Origin of the sequence: Burkholderia sp. Tr-862 (assembly GCF_011753085.1) — a bacterium.
Taxonomy (GTDB): Bacteria; Pseudomonadota; Gammaproteobacteria; order Burkholderiales; family Burkholderiaceae; genus Burkholderia; species Burkholderia ambifaria.
In genome coordinates, this window is record NZ_VWWG01000010.1 from 1 (window position 1) to 22,624 (window position 22,624).

The following is a 22,624-nucleotide window of genomic DNA, read 5'->3' on the forward strand; positions in this document are numbered from 1 at the left end:
AGTTCTGTATCGGCACCAGGTCGACGGTCGTATTGAAGTGGCCGAGCAGGTTCCTCAACATGATGCTGTACATCAGCCCGAGCTTCGAGTACGGGTCGTTGGCCGGGTTGTCGTACAGCACGAGCGTGTGTGCGGTAGTGACCTGCGCATGCGCGGTGACCGGCAAGGTCATTTGCGCGAGTCCGGCAAGCAGGGCTATGACGATCAAGATCTTTTTCATGGCCGTTTCTCCCTATTCGCGTTCGACGTTGCCGCCGTTTCTCTTCACGAGGCTTCTGTTGAACTTCGGGCGCCCGGTCTCCTTGTATGCCTTGTCCCAATCCTCCTCGGACATGCCTGGCTTCACGATGGTGTTGGCCGAGCCGTTGGGTAAGGGAGGGGCCTTGATCTTGCCGTGAGACGACTGGTTCGTCTGCTGCGCACTCGCCTCCGGCGCCGTGCCGATGACGACGAGCGCGGGAACCAACGTCAGGACCAGCCCGGCGGTGCTCAACCCGATTCGAAAAGATTGGTAGAGATGCGAAGGCATGATTTTCATCCTTTGATATGCAAATTAAGTTTTTCCCCTTAAGAAACGAGCGCGTTGAATTGCCGATTGAAATCGGGTCGTTGTGTCGTGATTGTTTGCGCGCTTCTACCCGATAAAAAAACGAAACCGGATACCGTTGCTTCCAAGCTAGTTCCATACCATCTGCCGCTAATGGGCGTCGGGGCGAGACGTCGAAACCGGCACATCGCGACAGTCACAAATTGCTTTCGATAAACGTTTCATGCCTGCAACGCATGCGTTTTTTCGAATCCAGTCCGGCAAGCGCATCCGGCGTGGTCGGGAAAAGCCGGTTGCGTGCTGAATGTCGCACCTGGAACGCGGCAATCGAGTCGATCGGCGCGCATGTGCAATATCCGTTTGGATACGAGATTTTTTCGTGAGACGCCGATCCTTCCCTGCCCCGGTAGATAGCCGAACCGTGCGGCGATGCTCCGATCGCGTCGAACGGCACGCGGCGCCGACCTGTCAGGCTGCTTTCAGCGGATCGCTCACGTAGTGTTGCAGCGCTGAAACGTTTGGGCCGGATTCGAGCCGGCAATCGTGTGACGTCCGCCCGGGGACTCGGCATGCCAAGGGCTGCGCGGCGATGGCGCACGACTTGCTAGAACAGCAGTGCGCGGAGAAGACAGTGCCCGGGGCGCACTGCGAGGCGCCAGATCGCAACTTGGCTGCAAGCATCGGCGAATGCGGGGCGGCGGCAAGCAGTGAAATCGGCTGTCGAAAGTCATCCACTGAACACGTTGCGTTTTTGAGGATGTTACGTGGCCGTATCGATAGCGCTCGACGCGTGATCCGGGTCTGTCGAGAGCGGCGGGTGCGGGTGCGGCGCCGCATCGGGGTGGACATGACGGGGGCGACGGGGACGGGGAGAGATTCGTCTTGCGTTGGTTCGGCGGAGAGGAAGCGAAGGCGAACGATCGAAGAACGCGGAAGGGGTCATGGATAATATGATATGGAGTACGTATCTATACGCGATCAATATCGTCGCCATTGTGACCGCCATCGTCATCCTGGTCAGCACGCTGGATGACCTCACGCTGGACGCCTGTTACTGGTGGTTCGAACTCGGGCGGATCTTGCGTCGCGAGAAAGCGCAGACCGTCGATATCGGCATGCTGCGCGCGCTGGAAGAGCGCCATCTGGCGCTCATGGTGCCGGCGTGGAAAGAGTATGACGTGATCGCCAAAATGATCGAGAACACCCTGGCGACCCTCGAGTACGAGCGCTATGTCATTTTCGTCGGCACCTATTGCAACGACGCCGAAACCACGTCGGAAGTCGAACGGATGGTGCGCCGGTATCCGGGCAGGGTGACGCGCGCAACGGTCAGGAACGACGGGCCGACCTGCAAGGCGGATTGCCTGAACTGGATCATCGAAGCCATCCTGCGCTACGAGGAAGTCCATCATATTCGATTCGCAGGCGTCGTCATGCACGACTGCGAAGACGTCATTCATCCGGTCGAACTCAAGTACCTCAATCATGCGGTAGCGGAAAGCGACCTGGTTCAGCTCCCGGTCCTGTCGTTGCCGCGAAAATGGAACGAGTTCGTCGCCGGCTGCTATCTCGACGATTTCAGCGAAACGCACCAGAAGGACGTGCCGGTACGAGCCCGCCTGACCGGCGTCGTGCCGGGCGCGGGCGTTGCATCATGCTATAGCCGCCGTTCGATCGAGGCGGCGATGAAGGCGCGCAACGGTTCTCCATTCAACACGAGTTCGCTGACCGAAGACTACGACTTCAGCTTCCGGTTGAAAGATCTCGGCATGAAGGAAACATTTGCCCGCTTCGCGCTTTCGGACGCCGTGCACGATGCCGGCCCGGGGCGTGCGAAAGCCGGCGCCGGTAATCGAAATCTGCTGGCCACGCGCGAGTACTTCCCGAAGACGTTTCGCACCGCCTACCGGCAGCGCACGCGCTGGATCCTCGGCATCGCCTTCCAGGGCTGGGAGCAGCTCGGCTGGAAGGGCGACCTCCTCACCCGCTATATGTTCTTCCACGATCGCAAGGGCATCGTGACGTCGCTGTTTTCGGTGGTGGCCTATGGCGTGCTGCTCAACTTCGTGTTGCTTGCCTTTCTTCAGAAAAGCGGCGGCATCATCCCCGCCGGCGCTCACGTCGTAATGGGCGGTGCATGGGTGGCGCCGCTGCTGTGGGTCAACACCGCCATGCTGTTTGTCCGCGCCGGGCAGCGCTTCCACTTCGTCAGCAAGCTGAACGGCCCACTCCAGGGGCTGCTGTCGATTCCCCGGATGTTCGTGAACAACCTGATCAATTTCTGCGCGGTGAGTCGCGCGTGGCGCATCTATGTCGGCCATCTCGTGAACGGCAGGCCGATCGCGTGGGACAAGACCAGTCACACCTACCTGTCGAACGAAGAACTCGGGAAAGGGCGGCGCAAGGTCGGCGAGATCCTGGTCAGCTGGGGCGTCGTCTCCCTGGAGCAGCTGCAGGCGGGGCTCGAGAAACAACTGACATGCGGCAAGCGGCTCGGTGAACTGTTGCTCGAATGCACCGAGCTGTCCACCGAATCGCTGGCTGATGCGCTCGCCGAGCAGGCGGAGTTGCCGCGCGTGAGCCTGGGCAACGTCGCGGTCGGTCACTTCGCGGACTCGCTGGCATTCGAACTGCAGTACGCGTATCGCGCGGTCCCGTTTTCGACCGCGGACGACGGGACGCTCAATATCGCGGTCGGGCGCCCGCTCACGCCGGACGAACAGGACGTCGTGCGGCGCGGCGCCAGATCGAACGTTGCCTATTTCATCGCCTGCGATGCCGAGATTGCCACCGAACTCGCGCGGCACTCGCGCTTCGTCGACATCGCGCGGCTGCGCGACGGCGATGACGCGACGCCGGCATCTGCGGCAAAAAGGCCGTCGGGAGAACAGGCATGAAGCGCGCGACACGACCCATCGCGGCCGGCCTCAAGCGTTACGCACGGTTGAGCGCGCTGGCGCTCGCCGTGTCGCTTGCCTGGCAGGCGCCGGCATCCGCGGCCCAGCCGCTCACTGCGAAGGCCTACCGGCTCGCCGACGGCGCATACAAGGCGATCAACGCCGGCGACCTGCCGCGCGCGGACGAGTATGCGTCGCGTGCCGTCAAGATTCAGCCGGGGAGCGAGCAGCTCGCGCTGCTGCTCGCGGATGTGTACCGGCGCGAAGGAAAGGTCGACGAAGCGGACGCGCTGCTGGAATCGCTGAGCGTGCGTTTTCCGAAGAGCCCGGCGGTACTGGCGCAGCATGGCTACCTGGCGCAGCGGCAGATGCGCTACGACGTTGCGTGCCGCGATTTCTCGGCCGCCGTCGCGACCGGAAAATGGAGCCGCGAGCAGCAGCGCAACCTGCGTCTTGCATGGTCCGACAGCGCGCTTGCGGTGAATCGCCCGCATGAAGCCGGCATTGCACTGGCGCCGCTGGCCGATGAAAAATCGGCCGTGGTTCAGGTGCGTATCGCGCAACTGAGCCTACTGGCCGGTGATCGCGAAAGCGCTCTCCGCATGGCGGAGCTGGCGGCCAGCGACGCATCGACGGATGCGGAACGCAACATGGCTGCGTCGATCGCGGCGCAGGCGCGGCAAGTCGACGCGCCGCCGCAGGCGGCGGTCGACGATAGCGCGCAGCAGAAGCTGCAGCACGCCTATGACCTCCTGCGCGAGCACGACGATCGCGCCGCGCTGGACGCATTTCGGGAGGGCTTCGCCGGTGGCGCCGGCAACGCGATGAACTACGCGGACGCCGGCTATGCCGCGAAGCGGATCGGATTGAACGAGCAGTCCGTCCAGCTGTTCGAACACAGCCTCGACGCCGACGAAAACGAACACGCGTTCGATGCGCAGCGCAAGTTCGGCTATCGGCGGGAAGTGGAACAGCTGGAGCGCACTTGGGGTTTCGTGCTGAGCGCGCCATACCAGTCGGCCGCATTCGGCCCGCAAGGCACCATCAGCGTGCTTCAGCCGGGTATCGAGGCGTACTGGCAGCCGCCGAAGATCGGCTATCAGAACGGTCGCATCCTCCAGTTCTTCGTGCGCGGATACGGCACGGCCTACGACGGCTCGGGCAACGTGACCGGGATGCCGACCGTGCAAGGGTCGGTGGGCGCGCGCTACAAGCCGATACCCGACCAGAACGTGGTGTTGACCGCCGAGCGGTTGTTCCATGTCGGCCACCTGTCGATGACGGACTGGCTGATGCGCGTGGGCTATTCATCGGAGGGGGGCACCGACCTGCGCGTCACCGAACCGAGCTGGCGGAGCTGGCAGGCTTATGTCGAAGGTGCGTATTTCATCAAGGCGGGCCGCTACATCATTTATTCGGAGCTGCGTTACGGGCACACGTGGCGTTTGCCGGCGCTCAGCGACCGGCTGACCGTCTACCCCCACGTCGCGGTGGCAGGCGATCACGACAATCGTGAGCCGAACAGGACGGCAATCGGTGTGGGGCCCGGCGTCCAGTTCAGGTACTGGTTTCGCGAAGGCAGGTATACCGCGCCGGCAAGCTATCTCGACGTGACGGTGCAATACCGTTTCCCGTTGACGTCAGCGGCACGCGCACGTGGTCTCGTCGTACGCGCGACATTGTGGTTCTGAGCGACTGCGCTGACGCGGGAACGGCTCGCAGGTGAGCCCGATCAGTTGGGCGACTTCAGCGTGATGATGGTTTGGCGCAACAACTGGAAGTAGGAGCTCGTCGAATACGGGAGCATCTGTTCGGCGTAGTTCCACCAGAAGAATCCGCCGATGAAACGCGGATCGTTCATGCTGTTGACCATCGGATAATACGTCTTGATCAGGTTCTGCTGCACCGACGCCGGCGCGGAAATTTGCGACGTGCCGATTTCGCCGAAGCCGACCTTCGCATTCGGGAAGATGCTTTCGAGCGCCGCGAAATCGTTATTCCACGACGGATTCAGCCCCGGGCAATCCTGATACGGGTAGTAGCTGAACAGCGCGTAGTCCGCCTGCTGGCGCACCGTTGCCGGCAGGAAGGCCGTCGGCCAGGTCTTCCAGTAATCCTGGGGTTTCTCCCAACAGTTGTTACCCTTGCTGTCGTCGTTGTAGTACAGCGTGATCGCGGTCTTGCCGCCGTTCGATTTGACGATCGTGTTGGCCGCGGCGACCATCTGGCCGATCTGCTGCTCTTGCGAATTGACCACGGCATTCGTGCCGCTCGGGTCGTTGCGCAACCATTCGCCGTTGATTTCGTTGGCGATTTCCCACACGTCGACGGTGTTCTTCAACTGCGACACCAGTTCCTGCGTTCGCGCCTTGTACGTCGCGAGATCCGTCGGGAAATAGTACGAATCGTAGACCTCGCCCATCACATACGCGACCGCGTGCAGGCGCAGCAGCGGCGCGTAGTAGTCGGCGGCCGACGTGCCCGGATCGAACACGACACGCACGGTCGGTCGGTACGGCAGGTTCTGGAGCGACGCGACGATCGCATCGAGCTTCGTCAGGTCGTCGAGCGTGACGCCGTAGACGGGATTCTTCAACGGTGCGACCTGGGCGCTGGCCGTTTGGGACAGGGGCATCAGCCCCGCATACGCCACGCATGCGGCAACGGCCGTGCGCGAGATAGTTTTCGTCAGTTTAATCAAAACTTCATTCCATCCTAAGGTAAGAAGAAGCGCGATTTTAGACGAAAATAAAAGGTAATTATCTGACAATAAGCGAAGTAAAGGGGCCTAATGTCGCGCCGCAGCAGTCGCCCCAGCGGGGCTGTCGCGAGATAAAGGCAGCATCCCGAAGCGATCCTGACGGGCGACCGAACGGCGAATTCCGTCGTTGTACCGTTGCGCGTCCCACCCATCGTCGCGCTGTCGGTCGGCCGGGCGTACGGCCTGCGGACGCATCGAGGAATCTTCCGAAGGTGCGCATTCATTCGACGATGCGCATTCGTTCGCAAACGTTTCACCTTGATTTTCAGCAAAAACGAGCAGGAATTCGCTAAAGGATGCGCGGCCCGATGACGTTAAAACGGGCACGGGGACGACTGTCGATGGCATGCATGCGACATGCGACGTGCAGTCCGCAATAACCAGCGCAGCAGGGGAATCGACTTGAACCGTCAGCAATCATGGACGCGCACAGCCGCGCCCGGCGAGATCATCTACTCGGAGGGCTTCGCCGGCGAGCCCGTCATCTTTCTGATCGCCGACGGCAAGGTCGAACTGTCGACGCGCTGCGAAGACAAGCGCGTCGTCGTCGCGACGCTCGGGCGCGGCGAGTTCTTCGGCGAATCGGCGCTGCTCGCGGCCGAGCCTCGTGCGCATACCGCCAAGGCGCTGTCGTTCTGTCAGCTCACGGTCGTGCCGGCCGCGGTGCTCGATGAAGAGATCGAGCACGTGTCCGCGCTGCTTCGTCATGTCGTGCGCACGATGATCCGGCGCGTGAAGCGCAAGGACGATCAGCTCGCGACCTATACACACGCCGACTTCATGCCGGGCGTGCTGTCGTATGCGCATGTGCTGTCGCTGATGGCGGGCGCGGACACGCGCGCATCGGACGACGCGTGGTCGCGCCGGCCGATGCAGGCGCATGCGGCGGAAACGTCGGTGCCGCTCGCGGACGTGATCCGCCGCTGTCGCGCGATCGCCGGCCATTCGCGCCCGCACGTGCTCGCGATGCTGCACCGCATGGAGAAGCTCAATCTCGTCACGATCGAAGCCGCGCAGGCCGACCATGCCGGCGCGGCCGATTACGCGGGTTCGTCGGATGCGCGCCAGGTCGTCACGTTCGATGCCGCGCGCGTGATCGATCGCGCGCAGCAGGTCGCCGATCACGATCTCGACCTGTCGATCAACAGCGAGCTGGAGCTGATCGAGCTGGCCGATCTGGAAGCGCTGATCGGCGTCGACCGGAAGCTGCTGCTCAACAAGCTGTCGCACGGCGAAATCGCCGACGAGGTGTTCGCGTTCCGCAAGTCGAAGGTGCTCGGCTACGTCGAGCAGAAAGGCGTCGCGTATTTCTCGCGCCGCAGCCCGCGCGCCGGCGGCGACGTGCGCGCGCTCGAGGACATCGTGTGGATCGATCAGCGCACGCTGTTCGACGTGATCAGCGCATTCGACACGTACGATCTCGCGAAGCTGATCGCGAGCCTCGACGATCGCGCGGTGGCCGACAAGCTGTTCTCCGTGATGACGGAGGCGCGGCGCAACGAAGTGTCGTGGGTGATGCGTCGCGAGCTCAAGCTCGATCCGATCGAGATCGAGGAGATCGAGCGGCGCGTGCTCGATGCCGTGCGTATTGCCAAGGCGCCGGCGCCGTCCGCGCCTTTGGCTTCATCCGACGCGTAACACCCGATCCGACGGAGACGCATATGGACCTGTTGACCCTGGCCGGCGTGGTACTCGGCGGCGCGGCCATCGTATTCGGCTTCGCGCTGGAAGGCGGCCATTTCTCGATGCTGTTCCAGTTCGAAGCGCTCGTCATCGTGCTCGGCGGCACGCTCGGCGCGGTGATGATCCAGAACACGTGGGCGCGCTTCTTCGATGCGGTGAAGCAGTTGCGGCTCGCGTTCGTGCGCGCGCAGGAAGTCGATCGCAAGCACCTGACCGACCTGCTGGAGTGGGGCGATCGCGCGAAGCTCGACGGCTTGCTCGCGTTCGAATCGATGGACGTGAGCGGCATTCATCCGTTCGCGCGGCGCGGGCTGGAACTGCTCGCGAACGGCGTGTCGACCGCCGTGCTCGAGGACGCGCTGCACCGCGAGCTCGACGCCTACGAGCGCAGCCGGCTCGCGGCCGCGCGCGTGTGGCAGCAGGCCGGCGGCTATGCGCCGACGTTCGGCATTCTCGGCTCGGTGCTCGGGCTGGTCCAGGTGACGAGCCACATTCTCGAACCGGCGCAGCTCGGGCCGGGCATCGCGGTCGCGTTCATCGCGACGCTCTACGGCCTCGCGTTCGCGAACCTCGTGTTCCTGCCGCTTTACGGCAAGCTGCGTGCGCAGATCGACAGCGAGCTGCGTTTTCGCAAGCTGTATCTCGACGGCTTGCTCGCGATCTCCCGCAAGGAGTCGCCGCATACGATCGAAACGCGGCTGACCGGCGACGTGCGCGGCCGCGCGGCGGAGTCGCTCGCATGACGCATCGGGAGCTTCGACATGACGGCTCGAACTGACGGCGCGCGTGCGGCTTCGGCTGCGGCCGACCGCGACGACGATGAAGCCGAAGGCGCGCAGTCCGGACGCTGGCTGATTTCCTACGCGGATCTCATCACGACGCTGATGGTGTTGTTTCTCGCGCTGTACGTGCTGCAGCTCGCGAAATACAACGCGCTCGATGCGCGATATCAGACCCTCGCGCGGCACGACGGTGGCGCAGCGGCCGCGACCGGTTCCGCGATGCCCGAGCGCACGCCGGCGTGGCTGGCCTCGCTGGATGCGCTGAAGACGAACGGTCGCATCTCGCTCGTGCGGGCGGCGCACGGCATCGAGATCGGCATCGATGCGAAGATCCTGTTCAACGTCGGCGATGCGCGCCTGCTGCCCGACGCGGCGCCGGTGCTGAGCCAGATCGCGCGGGCGCTGAGCGAGCATGCGACCGGCGACATACTCGTCGAGGGGCATACCGACAGCGTGCCGATCGCGAACGCGAAATACGAATCGAACTGGGAGCTGTCCTCCGCGCGGGCGGGCAGCGTCGTGCGCTATCTGGCCGATCGCGGCGTCGCGCCCCACCGGCTCGCGGCGATCGGGCGAGCCGACACGCAGCCGCTCGTCGCCGGCGACGATGCGCCCGCGCGGGCGCGCAACCGCCGGGTGACGATCTTCGTCGCATATTGATCGCGCGACGCTCGGCGGGCCCGCCACGCCCGCCTGTCGACGACATATCGGATCCCGCATGACGGACATGTGAAATCGACGATGCGATTTCGCGTGTGCCTGCCGATAACCCAAGCTGGCTCAGACCGAGCGGTTATCGAGGGTTACCCATGCATTTCTGGCGCAAGCTGTCCATTCAGAACAAGCTGATTCTCAGCATGACGAGTTGCCTGCTCGTGTTCGTCGCGATCTCGAGCGGGTTGAGCGTCCGCCTGATCGGTCACGCGGTGCGCGATCGCGTCGTCCGCGAAGAGCTGCCGACGGCCGTCAGCGGCATCCGCGCCGACGTGCAGCGGCAGATGGCCGGACCGATCGCCGCGTCGCGCCAGCTCGCGCGCGATGCGTTCCTGCTGCAATGGGAAGCCGACGGCGAGCCCGATGCCGGCACGCGCAACTGGATCCAGCTCGCGAAGAACGTGAAGGACGAGCAGAAGGCGGCGTCCGTGCAGTGGGTGTCGGTGAAGAGCGGCAACTACTACAACGAAGGCGGCCTGCAGCGCAAGGTCACCGACCAGGATCAGTGGCTGACGAACTTCCTCGCGTCGGGCAAGGCCTTCGACGTGAACATGGATCGCGAAGTCACGCTCGGCGGCTACATGATGTTCATCAACAGCCGCGTGGAGCTCGACGGCGCGCCGATCGGCGCGGCCAGCATGAGCCTGTCCGTCGATGCGCTCGCGAAGGGCATCGCCGCGTACCGGATCGGCGAGACCGGGTTCGCGTACCTCGTGCGGCCGGACGGCGCGATCATGATGCATCGCGACACGTCGCTGATCGACGGCAAGCACTTCCTGAAGGACGAACCGGGCCTGCCTGGCGACTCGGCGTCGACGCTGCTGGCCGGCAAGCCGTATGCATACCTGAGCTACGACGGCGACGGCGGTGCGCGCTTCATCGCGACGTCGTTCATTCCGGAACTGAATGCGTACGTGGTCGTCGAGGTGCCGCAGGCCGAACTGCTCGGCCCGGTGACGCGCGCGATCCGCAGCGCGGCGCTGGTCGCCGCGGTGGTGGGCCTTGGCGTCGCGCTGGTCGTGATCTGGCTGGTCGGTCGCGCGATCGCCGCGCCGATCCGCCGCGCGGCGACGCTGCTGTCGGAGATCGCGAGCGGCCAGGGCGACCTGACGCGCCGGATGACGGTCGAGAGCGAGGACGAGATCGGCCAGTTGTCGGACGCGTTCAACCGCTTCGTGTCGTCGTTGTCGACGCTCGTCCACCGGATCCGCGCGGCGTCCGCGTCGATCGCGACCGGCTCCGCGCAGATCGCGTCGGGCAACGCGGATCTCAGCGAGCGCACCGAAGGGCAGTCGAGCAACCTCGAGCGCACGGCTTCGTCGATGGAGGAAATCACGGCGGTCGTGCGCAACAACACCGAAACCGCGACGACGGCCGCGAAGCTGATCACCGGCGCATCCGATACGGCGTCGCGCGGCGGGCAGGTCGTCGGCGAAGTCGTGTCCACGATGGAGCAGATCAGCGATGCGTCGCAACGGATCTCCGAGATCATCGTGATGATCGACAGCATCTCGTTCCAGACGAACATCCTTGCGCTGAATGCCGCGGTCGAGGCGGCCCGGGCCGGCGAGCAGGGACGCGGGTTCGCGGTCGTCGCTGCCGAAGTGCGCAACCTCGCGCAGCGCAGCGCGCAGGCGGCGAAGGAGATCAAGGCGCTGATCGAGCACAGCGCGGGCACGGTGAACACCGGGTCGCGGCTTGTCAGCGAGGCGGGGAAGGTGATGCGCGATGTCGTGTCGCAGGTGCAGGGCGTCAGCGCGATGATGAGTGAGATCGCCGAGGCGAGCCTGGAGCAGAGCGCGGGCATCGACCAGATCGGCGACGCGGTGCAGTCGCTCGATCAGATGACGCAGCAGAATGCGGCGCTGGTCGAGGAAAGCGCGGCGGCCGCGGAGAGCCTGAAGCAGCAGGCGGCGGAACTGACGCGACTGGTATCGGCATTCAAGGTAGATGAATGAAGCGCGCGCGACGTTAGAATGAAGCGTTTCTGAGGGACGGCTGCCGCGGGATGACGGCAGCCGTTTTCGCTGTCGGCGCGGGGTTCGGTAACGTCATAAAAAATGAAGCGCATATCAAGACTGAAGGTCGGTGCGGGAGTAGTGGTGGTCGCGGCGCTGCTCGCCGCGGTCGGGGCGAAGGTGATCGCATCACCGGCGGAGTCGTATCTTGCCTATCGGAACAAGGCTGCGGCGACCCTGGCGGCGGCGCGGATGGAGGATCGGGCGGCGCTCGACAAGCAGTACACGGCCGACGTGAATGCACGGCTCGCCAAGCTGATCGGCACGGTCCGGGCGAAAGGGTTTGCCGCGAAGGCGGAGGGCACCGTGCAGAGTGTCGGCCCCGTCGACGGGATGCCGCCGGGGCCGGACGGGTTGTCCTTCAAGTCGGAGGACGGCAAGACGAATCTCGTCGTGACGACGGTTGCGCTGCTGAAGGCCTGGGCGAGTAACGCGGATGCCGGCATCAAGCCGACCGACGATGTCGCCGCGATGTTCGACCATGAAACGCTTTACACGAACGTGTTCGGCGACGACGCCGCGGCGTTTCGCTTCGCCGAATTGCCGGTCAAGCGGCAGCCGGCCGACGGCGTCGTGAAGGCGTTGCTGCTGGGCGAAAGCCAGGACGGCGTGCCGGACGGGCCGAACACGCTGGCCGTGTCGGTCCGGCAGGGCCAACGGGTGTACATCCTGTGGAAGAGCGTGACGCTGCGCCCGATCGCGGCGTGCAGCGCGGCGCGCGTGCCCGACGATACGCGGCAGGCGTGTTTCGCCAAACAGGTGGTGTCCCAGCGGATTTACCCGCGGCTGATTGCGCAGGCCCAGGCGATGGCCGATGCCGTGATCCGATAGCGGACGGCGGCGCTCGCCGGTTGTACGGTGCGATTCGACGGCGATGGACGGTGGTTCACGTGTGACGAATGACGGCCGGCGACGTCACGCGTCGCCGACCGTCGGCATGCCGTCCAGTGATCGACGTCAGCGCGAGCGCAACGCCTGCAACCCCAGTGTGAGCGGGTTGAACGGCATTTCCGCGGCGCCCATCGAAAAGCTTGTCGCCTTCGCGGTCGCCCCCGGAATATGCATCAGTGCATGAATGATCCGCTCGCTTGCATGACCGTCGCCATACGGATTGCTCGCGTGCGACATTTCCTCATACGCGCGCTCGCTGTCGAATAGTCGCGACGCCTCCCAGATGATCCGTTCCTGATCCGTGCCGACGAGCCGCGCGGTGCCGGCCTGGATCGCTTCGGGACGCTCGGTCGTGTCGCGCGTGACGAGCACCGGCTTGCCGAGCGCAGGCCCTTCCTCCTGGATGCCGCCCGAGTCGGTGATGATGAAATGCGCGCGTGACATCAGGAATACGAACGAAAGATATTCCTGGGGATCGATCAAATAAATGTTCGGCACGCCGCCGAGCAGCGCGCGCGCTGGCTCGCGCACGTTTGGATTCATGTGCAGCGGATAGACGAACTGCGCATCGTGATAGCGGTTCGCGAGCGCGCAGAGCGCCTCGCAGAAATGCCGGAACGGCTCGCCGAAGCTTTCGCGGCGATGGCCGGTGATCAGCACGACGCGACGCGACGGTTCGAGAAACGGAAAGTGCGCGGCGACCGTGTCGTTGAGCTCGGCATTGTGATCGAGCATCCGTTTGACGTCGTGCAGCGCATCGATCACGGTGTTGCCGGTCATCACGACCGCACCCACCGGTACGCCTTCGCTGAACAGGTTGTCGCGAGCCTGGCCGGTCGGCGCGAAATGCCATGACGACACGGCGTCGGTCACGCGGCGATTCAGTTCCTCCGGCCACGGCGACCAGATGTCGCCGCTGCGCAAACCCGCTTCCACGTGTCCGACCGGCAGATAGCGATAGAACGCGGCGAGACTCACGGCCAGCGTCGTGGTCGTATCGCCGTGCACCAGGACGACGTCAGGACGGAAGTCGTCGAAAACGACTCCGATCGCCTGAAGAATGCCGGTCGTCACGTCGGTCAGCGTCTGGCTCTGACGCATCAGATTGAGATCGTAGTCGGGCTTGATGCCGAACAACGTCAGCACCTGATCCAGCATTTCCCGATGCTGGGCGGTGACGCATACCCTGGCGTCGACATCCCTGCGCGCCTTCAGCGCGCGGACGAGCGGCGCCATCTTGATGGCTTCCGGCCGAGTCCCGAACACAAGCAAGATCTTTTTCATCGTTATCCTCGTTGAGCTTCTTCGCGCCGGAGGACCCGGCGCCTGGCGTCAGGCATTCGTGCAGGCGAGTCGTCCCATGCCCGCATGTGATCACGCCGGCGGCACCTTGCATCGTCAATCACGTCATGAGCTTTCCTCGATGTGTTGATCGCGACGTCTGTCGGTCAGGTTGCGTACGTCACCGCGTCGAGGCGCACCGGTACCCGTCCCTGCTACGGATAGAGCAATATTCAAACCAGCGGCCCTGCGAGCGGGCCCGCGTCGCTTCGCAAACGCGGATTGCCGCGGAACGTTTCACAATTGCTACGAGCGCTACGAGCACGATCGCCGCGCGCTGCCCCGACGCGGGTAAACATCCGACCGTTCGCGACATCGATCCGGTCACGTCATTGGAAGCACGGCAGCTTGCGTCGCGCGACGCGCTGCCGATCGAAGCGCGGGCGACCTTGCGGGTCCCATGAGTTACTTTGAGTTGCGATTTCTGTATAGGAATGGGCAGGACGTCGTCGGCCCTCCTGCATAGTTTCCGCACGAAGGATTTCTCCGACGCATCGCGTCGTGCGCATCGTCAGACTCGGCGGGTGCGAAATGTTGCGCATCTGAAACGCACGCCCGGAGCGGGCTGACATATCGGCGCGATGGCTGCTCGATCTGCAACGCGAGGCGCACAGGTACTTGCCCGACCGTAGCGATGGATCGCCTGTCCGCAGCGATTGGCTTCCCGGAATGGCGCTGCGCGCGGTGCTCGTGTCTTGCAAGGGGGATCCCCGCCGGAGCGCGACCGTTGATTCGGCGGTGAATCAAAAACATGCGATCCGGATCCGCAGCGTGTCGATCGAGTACTCACGGGCCCTTGCGGGACGGGGCGCGGCGATTCATGGCTCGCCCCTTGCTAGTTTCAGGAGTGACACGCGTGTCCCGACGGCGGAGAGAGCGGTGACCGGATCGCGCTGGCGCAACGGCGCCGGTCCATGAACGGAACCGGGAGGCAGACGCGTCATGTGTGGAATCGTCGGCGCGGCCGCACAACGGGACATCGTTCCGAATACGACTCGGCGCCACGCGCACCAAGGTGCCCGAGCCACACGTCGATATGTTCGCCGGACGCGACGCGGCCAACGCCGCGTCCGACGATTGCGCAGGACTACCGCGCAGGAGCCCCACATCATGAACTGGCCCGCGCTTTTCCCGGCCGCACGCGCGTGCGTGTCGGCCACCGTCAGGCCGTGCCATGCGTGGCGCGTTGCCTGCTGCGTCGCTGCGTGCTGCTCCGTGCTGCACGCGGGCGCCGCCGAACTCCAGCTCAACGGGTTGTATCAACGCCCGGACGGCGCGATCACCGTGCGCCTGAACGGGGCCGGCATCGATCCTTATTTTGCGGCGAAGGCCCTGCTTGCCGCGGCCGATACGCGGATGGACGCCCGTCGGTCGGCACTTGCATGGATCGCATGGCTGTTGCCGCGCCAGCGTCCGGACGGCGGCTTCGACCGCTATTGCGTGAAGGACGGGCTGACGAACCGGTGCGCGGAAGCCGACGCGGACGACGCGATGATGGCGAGCTGGATCGAACTGCTCGCGCGCTTCGCCCCGCCCGACGGGATGCCGGCCGCGTGGGAGCTTAGCCTGAACCGTGCGGGCGCGCACCTGGATACGCTGCTCGACAAGACGAGCGGCGTCTATCAGATCTCGTCGTCGCCGCAGGTGGCGCTGCTGATGGACAACGTCGAGGTGCACAGCGCGTTCCAGGCCCTCGCCGCGTATTACGTGCGCCGCGCCGACGCCGTGCATGCGGCGCCGTGGAGCCAGCGCGCCGACCGGCTGTCGTCGGCGATCGTGAAGGTGTTCTGGCGCGGCACGCAATCCGGCTTTCGCGCGAGCACGCAGAAGGTCAGCGACGCGAGCTTCTATCCGTCGAAAGTCGCGCAGATTTTCCCGCTCCTGTCGGGCGTCCAGGTGCCCGACCAGTCGAACGACAGGATCTATGCGCAGTGGATGCAGAAGTACGGCAAGACCTGGATGCAACTCGCCGGCTCCGATTTCCCGTGGGGGTTGATCGCGCTGGTCGCATACAAGATGAATGACTGGAGCACCGTCGCCTGCTGGTATGCGCGCTCGGGACCGTACCGTCACGGCGCGCACTGGAATGTACTGGAGGAGGCACTGTACCTGGCATTCGAAAGCAGGATGACCGACCCGCTCGTGCCCGCCAAATGCGGGTTGACGACGGCGGAGGTCACGGTGACCGGATCGCGCTGACGCGATGGCGCACGGTTCATGAACGGACAAAGGGAAGGAGGCGTTTCATGTGTGGCATCGTCGGCGCGGTTGCGCAACGGAACATCATTCCGATTCTGATTGAAGGTTTGCGCCGCCTCGAATATCGAGGCTACGATTCATGCGGCGTGGCGACCGTCGTCGATGGCCACGCGCGCCGCGAACGCAGCGTGTCGCGCGTCGCGGATCTCGACGCGCACGTGCGCAGCGCCGGGCTGTCCGGCACCACCGGCATCGCGCACACCCGCTGGGCGACGCATGGCGCGCCCGCTACCTGCAACGCGCATCCGATCTTCTCGCGCGACGAAATCGCGCTCGTGCACAACGGCATCATCGAGAATCACGAAGCGTTGCGCAGGCAACTGTCCGACGAGCACTACGAATTCGACGGCCAGACCGACACCGAGGTCGTCGCCCACCTGATCCACAGCAAGTATCGCGGCGACCTGCTCGCTGCTGTGCGCGATGCGACGTCGCAGCTGCACGGCGCGTACGCGATCGCGGTGTTCAGCAAGCACGAGCCGCAGCGGCTGATCGGCGCGCGTGTCGGCTCGCCGCTCGTCGTCGGCCTGAAGGATGACGAATGTTTTCTCGCGTCCGACGCGCTCGCGCTCGCCGGCATCACCGATCGCTTCATCTTTCTCGAGGAAGGCGACATCGTCGAGCTGACGCCGGGCGGCGTGCGAATTCTCGAACGCGGCGGCACGCCGGTCGATCGCCCGATCCAGACCGTCTCGTCGACGCAGGGTGTGGTCGAGCTCGGGCCGTACCGGCATTTCATGCAGAAGGAAATCTTCGAGCAACCGCAGGCCGTGGCTGCGACCATTCCCGATGCGGGGCTGTTCGATCCGGCGGCCTTCGGCCCGGATGCCGCGCGGGCGTTCGAGCAGATCGACAACGTGCTGATCCTCGCGTGCGGCACGAGTCACTATGCCGGCCTGACTGCCCGCCGCTGGCTCGAGACGATCGCGCGCCTGCCCGCGCAGGTCGAGATCGCGAGCGAATACCGTTACAGCGACGCGCTCGCGATGCCGAATACGCTGGTGGTCAGCGTGTCGCAATCCGGCGAGACAGCCGACACGCTTGCCGCGCTCAAGTACACGCAGGCGCTCGGTCATGTCGACACGCTCGCGATCTGCAACGTGCCGACCAGCGCGATGGTGCGTCAGACCGGCCTGCGGTTCCTGACGCGCGCCGGCCCGGAAATCGGCGTCGCGTCGACCAAGGCGTTCACGACGCAGCTCGTCGCGCTGTTCATACTCGCGGTGACGCTTGGCCGGCTGCGCGGCTATGTCGACAATGCGCAGCTCGCCCGCTATGCGACGCAACTGCGACGATTGCCGGCTGCGCTCGAGGACGTGCTCGCGCTGGAGCCGCAGATCGAGCGCTGGGCGGTGGAGTTCTCGCGGTACGAGAACGCGCTGTTTCTGGGGCGCGGGCTGCATTACCCGATCGCGCTCGAAGGGGCGCTGAAGCTCAAGGAGATTTCCTATATCCACGCGGAAGCGTATCCGGCCGGCGAGCTGAAGCACGGGCCGCTCGCGCTCGTGACGCACGCGATGCCGGTCGCGACGATCGCGCCGAACGACGCGCTGCTCGAGAAGCTCAAGTCGAACATGCAGGAGGTGCGGGCGCGCGGCGGGCAGCTTTACGTATTCGCCGATGCCGATACGCGGATCGACAACGGCGACGGCGTGTCGGTGCTGAGGATGCCGGATTACTACGGGCTTCTGTCGCCGATCCTGCACGTCGTGCCGCTGCAGCTGCTCGCCTATCACGCGGCGTGCCTGCGCGGGGCGGATATCGACAAGCCGAGGAATCTCGCGAAATCGGTGACGGTGGAGTGAGGGGAAGGGGGGCGACGAGGCTGCTTCGGTGCGATGCGGAGCGGCCTCGGCATGGCGGCGGGCAAATCGACGCGATTCGTGCACGGCCGCCCGGTCCGTTACGATTTCGCGTCGTCAGCCGGACCGTCGTCGTCGATGCGGAATACGATCGGATCGCGCGGATAGTGCTTGATATCCGGCGACAAAGCGTACCTGCCCTCGGTCCAGTAATACACGAAGGAAACGATCAGGATCGCCAGCGAAAAGGGCAGCGACATGCGCCCCCATGCCCAAAAGGCGAGAAGCCCGAGCGCGCCGATGATCGAAAAAGCGATCATCGCCGGGCGTCGTGCTTTTGCGAGCGGCTGCCAGGTTTCAGGGTGAATCCCGGCGGCGATGAACGCCCGCGGATTGAAACGCAGCCCCTGATGCGCCAGGCCGCACAGCAGCGCGACGAGCAGTTCGTGATGATTCTTGAAGCGAACGCAGCGGATGGCACTGTCGGCGTCGTAATCCACGAGACTCCTGCGCAGCGTGAATCGCGTCGCCGGTTCGCGTTTGGCACCGCGTCGCCAGAACTGGAAACTCGCCGGCCTCATGGTCACTCGGGATGCCGTGTCGTATTCGACGTCGCAGCGCTGGTCCTGGCTGGGTACGACTTCATGCCATTCGATGTGCCGCTCCCGCTGCAGGGCTGCCGCATTCGAGCGCTTGCCGATGCCATATCGGAAGCCGGTTGCATCGACATGAAACCAGCCGCCGATATTCTTCATGGCTCGAATGACGATGGCCACTCCCCACGCGAGGCAGCCCAATATGCAGAGCCACAAAACGAATCCGATGAAGCCGGCTCGCGCGAAAGACGCATCTCCGATTGGTGCGGTGAGCAGCCCGACGAACATCGTGCCGAAAAACAGCAGGAAGCCGATATTGACCAGATAGGTATTGAACAGGTCGGGAATCCCTTCACACGAGGGAATCTGCCGAAGATGCGCCGGTAGCGTAATGACGCGCGGCTGTGCACCGGTGCCCTGTCTTGATTGGTTCGACGCGTCGGCGATGCCGGACGGCAAGGTGCCGTCTGAGCGGGTAGTCATGGCGCGTGGCCCCTTTCCGGAGGAGGTGTTCTGGAGATCGACGAATGATCAGATGGTAGTCGATCTCGCGGAATGGCCCGCATCCCGAATCCGGAATTCGCACGAAGGCGAAAGGCGAAAAAATCCGGCCCATTGTTCGAGCCTGTGTCGGAAATCGAGTAGACGAGGGCGGTCGGGTATCGCGGGATGCTCACGAAGCGCTGCGCTCACGCCGTCCCATTCGTGCGAACATTAACCCCTCCGTCCGACCACCGAACCCGAGACCGTCGTGATCCGATCGAACCCCGAGGGCAATCCGCAATCCGGTCATCCGCCCTGGATGGCCGTCGCGCTGGCCGAGCTGGGCATCCGCCGTTTCCCGCCCGGCAGCATCAACCCGCGCATCGTCGAATACAACAACCACACGAATCTCGTCGGCTACGACGACAAGATTTCGTGGTGCTCGTCGTTCGTCAACTGGTGCATGACGCATGCCGGCATCCGCGGCACGGGGTCGGCGCTCGCGCGTTCGTGGCTCGAGTGGGGGCGGCCGGTGACGCGCCCGGTGTACGGCTGCATCGCGATTCTCACGCGCGACGATCCCGCGAGCTGGAAGGGCCACGTCGGGTTCTATCTGCGTCATGACGACGAGCACGTGCATCTGTTCGGCGGCAATCAGCTGGACGAGGTGCGTGAACTCGCGTATCCGCTGAGCGAGGTGATTGGATACCGGTGGCCCGACGCCGCTTGATCGCACCGCCGGCCCGGCACCCGTGCATGCACGGGCCACGGAGCCGGCATCGCAGGGTGGCCGCGATCAGTTCTTCGCGGCGGCGGCGGCGGCCACGGCTTGCGTGTCCGTCCCGCCCGCCGCATCGTTCCTGCTCCACCCGCCGCCAAGCGACCGATACAACGCGACCGCGGCCAGCGCATGCTCGCGCCTGACCTGATTGAGCGCATCCGAGTCCCGCAGATACACCTCCTGCGCGGACAGCACATCCAGAAAATCCGTCGCGCCGCCCTTGTAGAGCTGATTCGCCAGCCCGAGCGCCTTGTCTGACGCCGCGAGCGCACTGTCGAGCCGCCGTGTCGCTTCATCGCTGCTGACGAGGTTCGCGCGCGCATCCTCGACTTCCCGCAGCGCCTGCAGCATCGTCTGCCGCAAACCGAGTTCCGACTCGCGCATCCGGCTTTCGCTCTGCGTGATGTCGGCCGTGATCCGCCCCGCGTTGAAGATCGGGCTGGTCGCGCTCAACGCCGCGCTGAACAGATTGTCGGTCAGCGTCGGCAACCCGAGGTACGACGCGGCAAGAATCCCGTCCGCCAGGTTCAGCGAGAACTTCGGATACCGCTCGGCCTTCGCGACGCCGACCTGCGCCGCGCGCCGTTCGACCTGCGCGTAAGCAGTGAGCACATCGGGCCGTCGCAGCAGCGCCTGCGAAGGCAGCGTGGTGGGCGACCCGGCTGGCGGCGCGGGAATCTCGCCGCCCTGCGCGAGCACGAGCCGGTCGACCGACTCGGGCGTGCGGCCCGAATACACGGCGATCAGGTTGAGCTGATGTGCGATCTGCGCCTGCGTCGGCGGAATCCGCGCTTCGAGCGCATCGAGCTGGTTCTGCGCGCGCGTGACGTCGAGTTCCGTCGACAGCCCGAACGCCTGGCGCTTGCGCGTGAGCTCGAGCGCATGCTGACGGATCGCCGCGTTGTCCTGCAGGATCTTCAGTTCCTGCTGCGCCCAGCGCAGGTCGACGTACGCGGACGCCGCATCGGCCGCGAGCGCGAGCCGTATCGCATCTTCCGCATGCTTTTGTCCGACCAGCTCGGCCTGCGCCGCGAGCAGGTCGAGCCGTTCGCCGCCGAACACGTCCGGCGACCAGCTCAGCGCGAGCCCGATGCCGGCCTGCCGCACGTAGCCGAGCGGCGGCGGCGTGTTCTGGCGCGCGTCGGACGCATGCGCGGTCGCGTCGAGTTCGGGCAGCAGCGCCGCGCGCTTCTGCACGGTCAGCGCCTGCGCCTGCTTCACGCGCTCGGTGGCGGCCTGCAGATCGAGGTTGCCGTCGAGCACGGTCGCGATCAGCCGGTCGAGCACGGGATCATGGAAGCGCGCCCACCACGCCGCAGCGTCGATGTCCGCGCGCGGCACGTCGGTGTCCCACGCGGCGGGCGCGAGCGATTGAACGGAATCGTGCAGCGCGGGATGCTGCGCGGGCTGCACCGCGCAGCCGGCGGCGAACGCGCTGACGGCCAGCGCGACGAGTAGCTTTTTCATGACGATGACCTCGGCTTCAGTGCGCGTCCGGCGGCGGCGCGTTCAGGGTAATGGGACGGGAAAACGCGACGGCGATCAGCGCGACGATGAAGCACAGCGACAGCGCGTAGTACGCATCCGCGTAGGTGAGCGTCAGCGCTTCGCGATAGATCAGGCGATGCAGGTTCGCGAGGCCGGCCTGGGCGGTATCCAGCGTGTTGCCGGCCACCGAGGTCCAGTACGCGGCCTGGCGATCGAGCAGCGACGCGACCTGCGGCTCGCCGGCGCTCACGTGCTCGTTCAGGCGCAGGTAGTGAAAGTTCAGCCGGTCGTTGAGTATCGTCGCGCTCACCGCGATGCCGATCGCGCCGCCCAGGTTGCGCATCAGGTTGAACAGGCCGCTCGCCGATTTCAGCCGCGACTGCGGCAACGAGCCCAACGCCATCGTCACGATCGGCGGCACGCTGAACTGCTGGCCGATGCCGCGCAGCGCCTGCGGCAGCAGCAGTTCCCGCCAGCCCCAGTCGTGCGTGATCGGCGTATACAGGTAGCAGCCGAGGCCGAAGCAGACGAGGCCGAACACGAGCAGCGCGCGCATGCTGAAGAAGCGCGCGGCGAACGCATATGCGCAGAGCGCGAGCAGCTGGAACGCGCCGACTGACAGCAGCGCGATGCCGATCTGCAGCGAACTGAAGGCACGCACCTGCGACAGAAACAGCGGCGTGAGGAACACCGTCACGAAGATGCCGATGCCCGTCACGAACGACAGCAGGCTGCCGATCCCGAAGTTGCGCACGGCGAGCGCGCGCAGGTCGACGACCGGATCGTCCGCGGTCAGCGCGTGCACGATGAACAGGAAGCCGCAGATGCCGGAGATCCACGCGCAGATGACGATCGCGTCGTCGCTGAACCAGTTCTTGCGCGGGCCTTCCTCCAGCACGTATTCGAGGCAGCCGAGGAAGCCCGACATCAGCGCGATGCCGAGATAGTCGCCGCGCTTGAGGAGGCTCGGGTCGGGTTCGTCGATATGCACGTAACGCGGCACCAGCACGGCCACGGCGATGCCTGGCACGAGGTTCAGGTAGAACAGCCAGTGCCACGACCATTGATCGGTGATCCAGCCGCCGATCACCGGCCCGATCGCCGGCGCGAGCGAGGCGAGCGCGCCGATCGTCGTCGACGCGATCAGCCGCTGCCTGCCCGGGAACAGCACGAACGCGGTCGTGAACACGGTCGGAATCATCGCGGCGCCGAGCGCGCCCTGCAGCCCGCGGAACAGGATCATCGAGTTGATGTCCCACGCGAGCCCGCACAGCATGCTCGTGATCGTGAAGCCGACCGCCGATGCGGTGAACAGCCAGCGCGTCGACATCACCTTCGACAGCCAGCCGGACATCGGGATCACGATGATCTCGGCGATCAGGTAGGCCGTTTGCACCCACGACAGCTCGTCCTGACTGGCGGACAGGCCGCCGCCGATGTCGCGCAGCGACGACGCGACGATCTGGATGTCGAGCGTCGCCATGAAGAAGCCGACGCACATCAGCGCGAACGCGAAGACGCGCTGCTTCGTGGGCTGCGACGCGGGGTCGCCGGAAAACGCGGTGGTCATGGTCGGCTCCG

16 protein-coding genes and 1 pseudogene are annotated in these 22,624 nt (G+C 65.0%); 10 read left to right on the plus strand and 7 right to left on the minus strand.

All coding sequences use genetic code 11. The annotated features are described in order from the left end of the window. Window positions 1-220: pseudogene (locus F3J14_RS05580) on the minus strand (papd-like protein); the annotation flags it as partial. Window positions 221-232: 12 nt separating this feature from the next. Further along, complete coding sequence (locus F3J14_RS05585) at window positions 233-529, minus strand: hypothetical protein (protein WP_166722151.1); 297 nt, start codon at window positions 527-529, stop codon at window positions 233-235. Window positions 530-1,542: 1,013 nt separating this feature from the next. Here F3J14_RS05585 and F3J14_RS05590 point away from each other — a divergent pair. Both F3J14_RS05590 and F3J14_RS05595 read left to right on the plus strand, forming a co-directional pair. Beyond that, on the plus strand, window positions 1,543-3,444 hold the full coding sequence (locus F3J14_RS05590) for a glycosyl transferase family protein (RefSeq protein WP_348771941.1): 1,902 nt from the start codon (window positions 1,543-1,545) through the stop codon (window positions 3,442-3,444). Further along, window positions 3,441-5,135, plus strand: a complete 1,695-nt coding sequence (locus tag F3J14_RS05595; protein WP_166722152.1) for a tetratricopeptide repeat protein — start codon at window positions 3,441-3,443, stop codon at window positions 5,133-5,135. The genes F3J14_RS05590 and F3J14_RS05595 overlap by 4 nt, the downstream gene beginning before the upstream one ends. A gap of 41 nt (window positions 5,136-5,176) precedes the next feature. Here F3J14_RS05595 and F3J14_RS05600 read toward each other — a convergent pair whose 3' ends face one another. After that, entirely contained in the window at window positions 5,177-6,079 is a 903-nt protein-coding gene (locus F3J14_RS05600) for a hypothetical protein (protein WP_166722153.1), read from the minus strand. Window positions 6,080-6,607: 528 nt separating this feature from the next. On the opposite strand from F3J14_RS05600, the gene F3J14_RS05605 reads away from it, so the two are divergent. From F3J14_RS05605 to F3J14_RS05625, 5 genes are all read left to right on the plus strand, one after another. Continuing rightward, window positions 6,608-7,843 (plus strand): cyclic nucleotide-binding domain-containing protein, encoded by a 1,236-nt coding sequence (locus F3J14_RS05605; RefSeq protein ID WP_166722154.1) that lies wholly within the window; start codon window positions 6,608-6,610, stop codon window positions 7,841-7,843. A 23-nt stretch (window positions 7,844-7,866) separates the two neighbouring features. After that, window positions 7,867-8,631, plus strand: coding sequence for a flagellar motor protein (locus F3J14_RS05610; protein ID WP_006752608.1), 765 nt, complete (start codon window positions 7,867-7,869; stop codon window positions 8,629-8,631). An 18-nt stretch (window positions 8,632-8,649) separates the two neighbouring features. Then, window positions 8,650-9,330 (plus strand): OmpA family protein, encoded by a 681-nt coding sequence (locus F3J14_RS05615; protein WP_166722155.1) that lies wholly within the window; start codon window positions 8,650-8,652, stop codon window positions 9,328-9,330. 149 nt (window positions 9,331-9,479) lie between these two features. Next, a complete protein-coding gene (locus F3J14_RS05620; RefSeq protein ID WP_166722156.1) occupies window positions 9,480-11,342 on the plus strand; it encodes a methyl-accepting chemotaxis protein in 1,863 nt (620 codons plus the stop codon). Between the two features lie 102 nt (window positions 11,343-11,444). Then, on the plus strand, window positions 11,445-12,233 hold the full coding sequence (locus tag F3J14_RS05625; protein WP_166722157.1) for a hypothetical protein: 789 nt from the start codon (window positions 11,445-11,447) through the stop codon (window positions 12,231-12,233). Between the two features lie 126 nt (window positions 12,234-12,359). Here the strand turns inward: F3J14_RS05625 and wecB are convergent, their stop codons facing one another. Beyond that, entirely contained in the window at window positions 12,360-13,577 is a 1,218-nt protein-coding gene (gene wecB, locus F3J14_RS05630) for a UDP-N-acetylglucosamine 2-epimerase (non-hydrolyzing) (RefSeq protein WP_166722158.1), read from the minus strand. Between the two features lie 1,167 nt (window positions 13,578-14,744). Between wecB and F3J14_RS05635 the strand changes: the two genes are divergently transcribed. Both F3J14_RS05635 and glmS read left to right on the plus strand, forming a co-directional pair. Next, complete coding sequence (locus F3J14_RS05635) at window positions 14,745-15,833, plus strand: hypothetical protein (protein WP_166722159.1); 1,089 nt, start codon at window positions 14,745-14,747, stop codon at window positions 15,831-15,833. A 47-nt stretch (window positions 15,834-15,880) separates the two neighbouring features. After that, the gene (glmS, locus tag F3J14_RS05640) at window positions 15,881-17,698 is read left to right on the plus strand and encodes a glutamine--fructose-6-phosphate transaminase (isomerizing) (protein ID WP_166722160.1); all 1,818 of its coding nucleotides are present in this window, start codon (window positions 15,881-15,883) and stop codon (window positions 17,696-17,698) included. A gap of 98 nt (window positions 17,699-17,796) precedes the next feature. Here the strand turns inward: glmS and F3J14_RS05645 are convergent, their stop codons facing one another. Further along, window positions 17,797-18,774: a hypothetical protein gene (locus F3J14_RS05645; RefSeq protein WP_166722161.1), complete on the minus strand. Its 978-nt coding sequence runs from the start codon at window positions 18,772-18,774 to the stop codon at window positions 17,797-17,799. Between the two features lie 319 nt (window positions 18,775-19,093). Between F3J14_RS05645 and F3J14_RS05650 the strand changes: the two genes are divergently transcribed. Then, window positions 19,094-19,504 (plus strand): TIGR02594 family protein, encoded by a 411-nt coding sequence (locus tag F3J14_RS05650; RefSeq protein WP_166722204.1) that lies wholly within the window; start codon window positions 19,094-19,096, stop codon window positions 19,502-19,504. A gap of 66 nt (window positions 19,505-19,570) precedes the next feature. Here F3J14_RS05650 and F3J14_RS05655 read toward each other — a convergent pair whose 3' ends face one another. Beyond that, window positions 19,571-21,022, minus strand: a complete 1,452-nt coding sequence (locus F3J14_RS05655; protein ID WP_166722162.1) for an efflux transporter outer membrane subunit — start codon at window positions 21,020-21,022, stop codon at window positions 19,571-19,573. A 16-nt stretch (window positions 21,023-21,038) separates the two neighbouring features. Beyond that, window positions 21,039-22,613, minus strand: a complete 1,575-nt coding sequence (locus tag F3J14_RS05660; RefSeq protein WP_166722163.1) for a DHA2 family efflux MFS transporter permease subunit — start codon at window positions 22,611-22,613, stop codon at window positions 21,039-21,041. Window positions 22,614-22,624 lie beyond the last annotated feature (11 nt).

Excerpts from the sequence above, each read along its gene's own strand:
- F3J14_RS05585 (WP_166722151.1), bottom strand. The coding sequence starts at position 529 with ATGCCTTCGCATCTCTACCAATCTTTTCGAATCGGGTTGAGCACCGCC.
- F3J14_RS05595 (WP_166722152.1), top strand. The coding sequence starts at position 3,441 with ATGAAGCGCGCGACACGACCCATCGCGGCCGGCCTCAAGCGTTACGCA.
- F3J14_RS05600 (WP_166722153.1), bottom strand. The coding sequence starts at position 6,079 with ATGCCCCTGTCCCAAACGGCCAGCGCCCAGGTCGCACCGTTGAAGAAT.
- F3J14_RS05610 (WP_006752608.1), top strand. The coding sequence starts at position 7,867 with ATGGACCTGTTGACCCTGGCCGGCGTGGTACTCGGCGGCGCGGCCATC.
- F3J14_RS05615 (WP_166722155.1), top strand. The coding sequence starts at position 8,650 with ATGACGGCTCGAACTGACGGCGCGCGTGCGGCTTCGGCTGCGGCCGAC.
- F3J14_RS05620 (WP_166722156.1), top strand. The coding sequence starts at position 9,480 with ATGCATTTCTGGCGCAAGCTGTCCATTCAGAACAAGCTGATTCTCAGC.
- F3J14_RS05625 (WP_166722157.1), top strand. The coding sequence starts at position 11,445 with ATGAAGCGCATATCAAGACTGAAGGTCGGTGCGGGAGTAGTGGTGGTC.
- wecB (WP_166722158.1), bottom strand. The coding sequence starts at position 13,577 with ATGAAAAAGATCTTGCTTGTGTTCGGGACTCGGCCGGAAGCCATCAAG.
- F3J14_RS05635 (WP_166722159.1), top strand. The coding sequence starts at position 14,745 with ATGAACTGGCCCGCGCTTTTCCCGGCCGCACGCGCGTGCGTGTCGGCC.
- glmS (WP_166722160.1), top strand. The coding sequence starts at position 15,881 with ATGTGTGGCATCGTCGGCGCGGTTGCGCAACGGAACATCATTCCGATT.
- F3J14_RS05645 (WP_166722161.1), bottom strand. The coding sequence starts at position 18,774 with ATGACTACCCGCTCAGACGGCACCTTGCCGTCCGGCATCGCCGACGCG.
- F3J14_RS05650 (WP_166722204.1), top strand. The coding sequence starts at position 19,094 with ATGGCCGTCGCGCTGGCCGAGCTGGGCATCCGCCGTTTCCCGCCCGGC.
- F3J14_RS05655 (WP_166722162.1), bottom strand. The coding sequence starts at position 21,022 with ATGAAAAAGCTACTCGTCGCGCTGGCCGTCAGCGCGTTCGCCGCCGGC.
- F3J14_RS05660 (WP_166722163.1), bottom strand. The coding sequence starts at position 22,613 with ATGACCACCGCGTTTTCCGGCGACCCCGCGTCGCAGCCCACGAAGCAG.